At 69.0% G+C, this 5,206-nt stretch carries 8 protein-coding genes; 4 read left to right on the forward strand and 4 right to left on the reverse strand.

Annotation, left to right across the window (positions count from 1 at the left end):
- Positions 1-6 precede the first annotated feature (6 nt).
- Entirely contained in the window at positions 7-123 is a 117-nt protein-coding gene (locus tag VIB55_RS25535; RefSeq protein ID WP_349263046.1) for a dienelactone hydrolase family protein, read from the forward strand.
- Between the two features lie 190 nt (positions 124-313).
- On the opposite strand, the gene VIB55_RS16985 is transcribed toward VIB55_RS25535, so the two are convergent.
- Positions 314-571: a Txe/YoeB family addiction module toxin gene (locus VIB55_RS16985; protein WP_331877858.1), complete on the reverse strand. Its 258-nt coding sequence runs from the start codon at positions 569-571 to the stop codon at positions 314-316.
- 48 nt (positions 572-619) lie between these two features.
- Complete coding sequence (locus tag VIB55_RS16990; RefSeq protein ID WP_331877859.1) at positions 620-901, reverse strand: type II toxin-antitoxin system Phd/YefM family antitoxin; 282 nt, start codon at positions 899-901, stop codon at positions 620-622.
- Between the two features lie 168 nt (positions 902-1,069).
- Between VIB55_RS16990 and VIB55_RS16995 the strand changes: the two genes are divergently transcribed.
- Both VIB55_RS16995 and VIB55_RS17000 read left to right on the forward strand, forming a co-directional pair.
- A complete protein-coding gene (locus VIB55_RS16995) occupies positions 1,070-1,687 on the forward strand; it encodes a hypothetical protein (RefSeq protein ID WP_331877860.1) in 618 nt (205 codons plus the stop codon).
- A 100-nt stretch (positions 1,688-1,787) separates the two neighbouring features.
- A complete protein-coding gene (locus VIB55_RS17000) occupies positions 1,788-2,345 on the forward strand; it encodes a hypothetical protein (RefSeq protein WP_331877861.1) in 558 nt (185 codons plus the stop codon).
- 226 nt (positions 2,346-2,571) lie between these two features.
- Here VIB55_RS17000 and VIB55_RS17005 read toward each other — a convergent pair whose 3' ends face one another.
- Both VIB55_RS17005 and VIB55_RS17010 read right to left on the reverse strand, forming a co-directional pair.
- Complete coding sequence (locus VIB55_RS17005) at positions 2,572-3,417, reverse strand: hypothetical protein (protein WP_331877862.1); 846 nt, start codon at positions 3,415-3,417, stop codon at positions 2,572-2,574.
- Between the two features lie 7 nt (positions 3,418-3,424).
- Positions 3,425-4,561 carry a tetratricopeptide repeat protein gene (locus VIB55_RS17010; protein ID WP_331877863.1) on the reverse strand — a complete coding sequence of 379 codons (1,137 nt, stop codon included), beginning with the start codon at positions 4,559-4,561 and terminating at the stop codon, positions 3,425-3,427.
- A gap of 377 nt (positions 4,562-4,938) precedes the next feature.
- On the opposite strand from VIB55_RS17010, the gene VIB55_RS17015 reads away from it, so the two are divergent.
- On the forward strand, positions 4,939-5,206 hold a 268-nt coding region (locus VIB55_RS17015), incomplete at its 3' end, for a PH domain-containing protein (RefSeq protein ID WP_331877864.1).

Consider the following 5,206-nt stretch of genomic DNA (forward strand, 5'->3'; position numbering starts at 1 on the left):
ATCCAGATCTACCCCGGCGCCGGCCATGCCTTCGCCAACCCGTCCGGCCAGGCCTACAAGGCCGACGTGGCCGGCGATGCCTGGGTGCGGACGACCTCCCACTTCGGGCAGCACCTCCGCTGATCAGCTCCGGACGCCGTCACCCGCGGGGCACTCTCCTCTCCGCACCGGCGGGGAGGGGCCGGACAGGTGGCGAGATTTCGGCCCGCGCGTGCTTGACCCCGGACAGGGCGTGCCTACCATCCCTCGCCGTCTTCATCCGTCTGGCCTTCCGCTGCGCCCTCTCCCGTGCCGACACTTCGAGGCATTTTCTTTAGTAGTGATAGCGCGCCTGGAGAACGTCGATACCGTCGGAGAGTACCCGGTAGACGAGACGCGCCTCCTGAGTGATGCGCCGGCTCCAGATGTCCGGTCCCAGATGGCGGAGCGGTTCCGGCTTGCCCTCGCCTGCGTGGGGTGATCGTCGCGCAGCCTCCATCAGCTTGAGCACCTTCCGCGCGACGCGGGGATCTTCGTCTACCCAGTAGCGGATGTCGTCCAGGGCCTCCGGCTGCAGATGCAGCTTCCCCATCCATTGCTCATTTTGGGGACCGCCCCCGCGCTTGCCCGACGCCATCGGTCAAGAATCCAGGCCCAGTTCGGCCGCGAGCGCCTCGACGGATTCGAACTCGACCCCCGGCTCTCCACGTGAACGCGCAAGCGCCGCGAGCAGCCGCGCAGCGTTGCGCGGCGACCGCAGGAGATGCGCGGTCTCTTTCAGGCTCCTGAGTTCGCTCGCCGGGATCAGCGCAAGCTCTTCGTGGCCGCGCCGGCGCAGGATGACTTCCTCCCGCGTGTCCTCGATCTGATCCCATAGCTCCGCGAGATTCTCTCGCGCTGCGCTGTAGCTGACGGTCGTCATCGTCCTCGATGGAGCAATGTTGTACAACTATGTTGTACAACGAATCTCACCATTCGCCGCCTGGTGTCAAGGGCCGCCTCGCGAGCGGCGATCCCGCGTTCGCGGCCCCGTCCATGCGTAAGCCCCGCCCGGGTTCACGTTTACGAGCGCAGAGGAGACGCGGGGGCGATGCGGCTGAACGAGCTTGCCCGGCAGTACGAGGCGCAGCGGTACCCGCCCATGCGCCGGCTGGATCTGCAGAACGAGGGGCCCGAGACCGCGCGGCAGCGGGCGCTGCGCTGGATCCAGAGCCACGCCCACGAGCAGCCTGGCGCCGACCTGCTGCTGATCGTGGAGCGCGCCCGCCGGGTGGGCGGGCGAAAGGGCCCCATCCGCACCGCGATGGAAAAGCTGCTCGACGAGCTGAAGGGCGGCCTGATCGAGTGGTGGCAGCCGTTCGCGGAGGGAAGCCTGGCCGTGCGCGTGTCGTCGGACCCGCGCCGCTGGCAGCCGCGCCCGCCCAAGCCCGACGACCCGACGGACGGCCGCAGCGACGAGACCGCCGGCCGCGCCTACCTGGATCCCGAGTCCGACATCCCCGACGACCTGATCGTGCTGGCCCGGCGCGCGGCCGAGCTGCGCCGCACCCGCGAGGGGCAGGCCGTGGGGCTGACCGACGTGGTGCTCCGCGAGATCTGGATCGAGGCGCAGGCCGCCGCCATGATGGAGCGCATCAGCTGGGAGGCCGCGCTGCGCGACATCGCCCGGCGCGAAGAAAAGCGCATGCTCCAGTCGTACGAGGAGTAGAGCGCCGGCACCGATCCGTTTTCCGGGCTGGACAAACGGCCCGGGATCTCGCCTTTTGTTTGCCGTCGCTCGCTTCCGTCACCCTGGCCCCGATCCGCCCGTGAGCATCAATCTTCCCCCTCCGCCTCCCTCGTCTTCGTCACGCGGCGGGTGCCTGAAAATCGCGGGCATCGGGTGCGGCGCGCTGGTGGTGCTGGTGGTCCTGGGGGTGGTGGCCTCGTTCTTCTGGCTGAACGGCAACCGGGAAGAGCTGAGCGCGGGGGTGGACAAGGGCAAAGCCGAGGGACAGCGCTTCGGCCCCGGCACCGACGAGGCCGGGTGCGAGACCGAGGCCAAACGGCGTGCCGGCGAGGCCCGCTCGTTCGGCGGGAAGATGGAGATCGGGTCCTTCTTCCGCGCCTGCCTGGAATCCAGCCGCGAATCGGCGGGCTACTGCGACAACGTGCCGCCGCCGACCGCCATCCGCCGTTCCGTCACGTGGCAGACGGCCCGCTGCAGCGGCGACTCGAACTGCGCGCTGGTGGTGCCGGTGATCCAGACGTACTGCACCGACGGGCGCCCCAAGCTCCCGGGCCTGCGCGATAGCACCCGCACGTCGATTCCGCCCCCGGACTCGGCCGGGACGGATTCGGCGTGGACGGATTCGGCGGGGTACTGAGGACGGGAGTCGAGCCCTCGGCCCTGCTGGGGCGACTGAAGTCGCGGCAACGACGGCCCAAAGTCCGCCTTCGCGGACTGCATGCGCGGCCTTGTGACCGAGGCTAGCCGCGGCGCGAGGGGATGGTGACTGAAAGCGGCGTGGCTCCTTCGAGTCACGCCGCTTTGCTGTACGTCAGTCCGCGTTCTTCCGAATCCGTGCGAAAACGGCTCCGGGCGCGTGGGCGTCATCTGGCGCGCGCGGCGGTTCCGCGGCCGTGCGTGCCCAGCCGCAGGTCGCGCAGCTCGCCCGCGAAGCGGTCGAAGGCGGCGGCGAAGCTCTGGTCGCGGATGGAGGCCAGGGCGGGCGTGCCGGTGAAGTTCTCGATCGCGCGCTTGAGCGAGCTGTTGTCGCGGTATCCGCAGACGTGCGCCACGTTGACCACCGACCGCTCCGCTTCTTCCAGCAGCGACAGCGCCAGCAGCACACGCACCCACGCCAGGAGCCGCCGCGGCGGAGGCAGGTTCAACTCCCGGCTCTTGATGGCCACCGTGCGGACGTAGACGCCGAAGATTCCCGCGAACCTCGGGCGCCCGCCCCGGTCTACCACCGTTTCCGCCGCCGCGCGCAGAAGCGTGCGCGCTTCTTCCGGCACCCACACCGGCAGCCCCGCCTCCAGGCGCCGCTTGAGCGGACGGGCGTGCGCGCGGCGCAGCGTGGGGACCATTCCCGCCAGCACCGGCAGCATATCCAGGTTCACGATCTCCGAAATGTCGGCCGCCAGCAGCGCGCCTACCTGTGCGGCCCCCGCCTGGCGGAAGCTCACGGCCGCGATCACCGGCACGGACGGCGTGGCGCGCATCAGCCCGCGCAGCTCCGCCGCGTCCGCTCCCGCTTCCACCCGCACCACGGCCACGCTCGACGGCGCCGCGACTCGCACGCGCTCCGCCAGCTCCGCCCAGCCCTCCGCCGCCTGCACCGCGTACCCGTCCACGGCCTCCGGCGCCCCGGGAAAGTCCGACGCCATCACGAGCAGCGTGCGCTCGGGGTGAGCCTGCCGCGTCGCTAGTTTTGGTGGGAGCGTCACATCCACGAGGGTCCTAGTTGGCGAGGCTTCCTCCGGTGGGCGCCTGCACCACCAGGATGTACTTCGCAGCAAGTTCCGCGGCACGCGTGCGGGGCGCGGGCCGGTTCCGGGCGGCGACGGCGGCAGCCTCGTGATACTCCAGCTTGCCGAGCGCGGCTTCCGCATTCTGAAGCGTATCCCTCTCACCCAGTTCGTTCGCCGCTTCTCTTGCAATCGTGAGAGCGTGCAAGGCGTGGTCGCGAAATCCTAATCCAATTGCGCCCAACCCGAGTTCCAGCGCGGCATCCGCACGCAGGTGATCCACCGTGTTCCCGTCGATCAGGGCCCACGACTCAGTCCATGCACTCTCGAACGTCTCGGCATTGCCCGCCGCGCCGGCCGCACGCGCGATCATCGCGTACACGCGCAAGCGCCGATCATCGTCCGTGAACTGGTCGCGGAGCTGGTTCAGCACCTCCAGCGCCCGGGCGAACTGACCTTGATGAGTGGCAAGGAGCGCCAGGTCAAAGGTCAGCGCTATGATGTTGGGGTGATCCGGACCGTACCCCGCGAAGGCCTGCTCCGCGTATCGTTCGGCTTCTTTCCATTCACCGGAGTAAATGCAGACCAGAAACAGGTCGTGAAGCACTTTTGCGTGCCGCTCACGAAGCCGCCCCGCCTTCGCGACACGCCCCGCCTGGATGAGCAGTTCCCGTGCGGCTTCGAGGTCGCCCATCCACATCCTGATGTTGCCCAGGCTGTTGAGTGCCAGGGAATGCATTTCCCAGTCGCCCGTCCACACGGCCACGCGCTTCGCGCGCCGCAGCCACATCTCCGCGCGGGGAAAATCGTGGCGTTCGCGATACGCCTTGCCGCAGATCCAGGCCAGGCGCGCGTTGCTGGGCGACACCACGGCCGCGGCCTCGGCGAAGAGCAGCGCCGTGCCGTGCGCATCCGCGCCGAGCGCCCAGTCCATCACCGCCAGGCAGGCGTGCGACAGGCGCTCCGGCTCCAGCATCCCGGGCCGCGTCAGCTCGCCCGCGATCACCGCCACGGGAGCCCACAGCGCCTCGTCGATGCCCTCGGTCTGCAGCACCTCGAGTTCCCACTCCGTCAGGTTCATCGTGTCGAACTCGATGCCCGACGCCTCGGGGCCGGCGGCCCAGGCCATCGTCATTCGGAGCGCCTGGAACACCTGCAGGGCGAAGCTGTGAGGAACCTCCTTGAGGATTATCGCGCCGAAAACGGTCCCTTCGGGAACGGTGATCGGGTATGCGAACTCGATGGGGGCAGAGGGCAGCTCGTCGCGGCTGCGGCGTCGGACAGACATGGGAGGCGCGGCGCGGGTGCACGTCGCGGCCCAACACGGGCGCGACAATAGGCGCCTATTGTAGAGGCCGCGCCCCGTGTGCGTCTACGGCCTGAAATGTGGTGTCCGGCCGCTAGCCTGAAGCCCCCGTCTCACGCCGCCATGGCGTGGAACCGCGCCGCCCGAGTAGCTTCGGAACGAATACGATTGCACCCGCCCCTCGCCACAGGATTGGAAGAATGGGACTTCTCAGCGGAGTACTCGGCAACGCGTCGGAGATCGAGCCCGGCAAGGCGCAGGCGGATTTCGCGCAGCTGCTCATTCCGGGCGAGCGCGTGGAAAAGGCCTATCAGCTGATCCGCGACTCGTTCGTGTTCACCGACAAGCGCCTGATCCTGACGGACGTGCAGGGGATGACGGGGTCCAAGACCGAGTACCACTCCATCCCCTACCGGGCCATCACCCACTTCAGCATCGAAACGTCCGGCACCTTCGACCTGGACGCCG

Origin of the sequence: Longimicrobium sp. (assembly GCF_036554565.1) — a bacterium.
Taxonomy (GTDB): domain Bacteria; phylum Gemmatimonadota; class Gemmatimonadetes; order Longimicrobiales; family Longimicrobiaceae; genus Longimicrobium.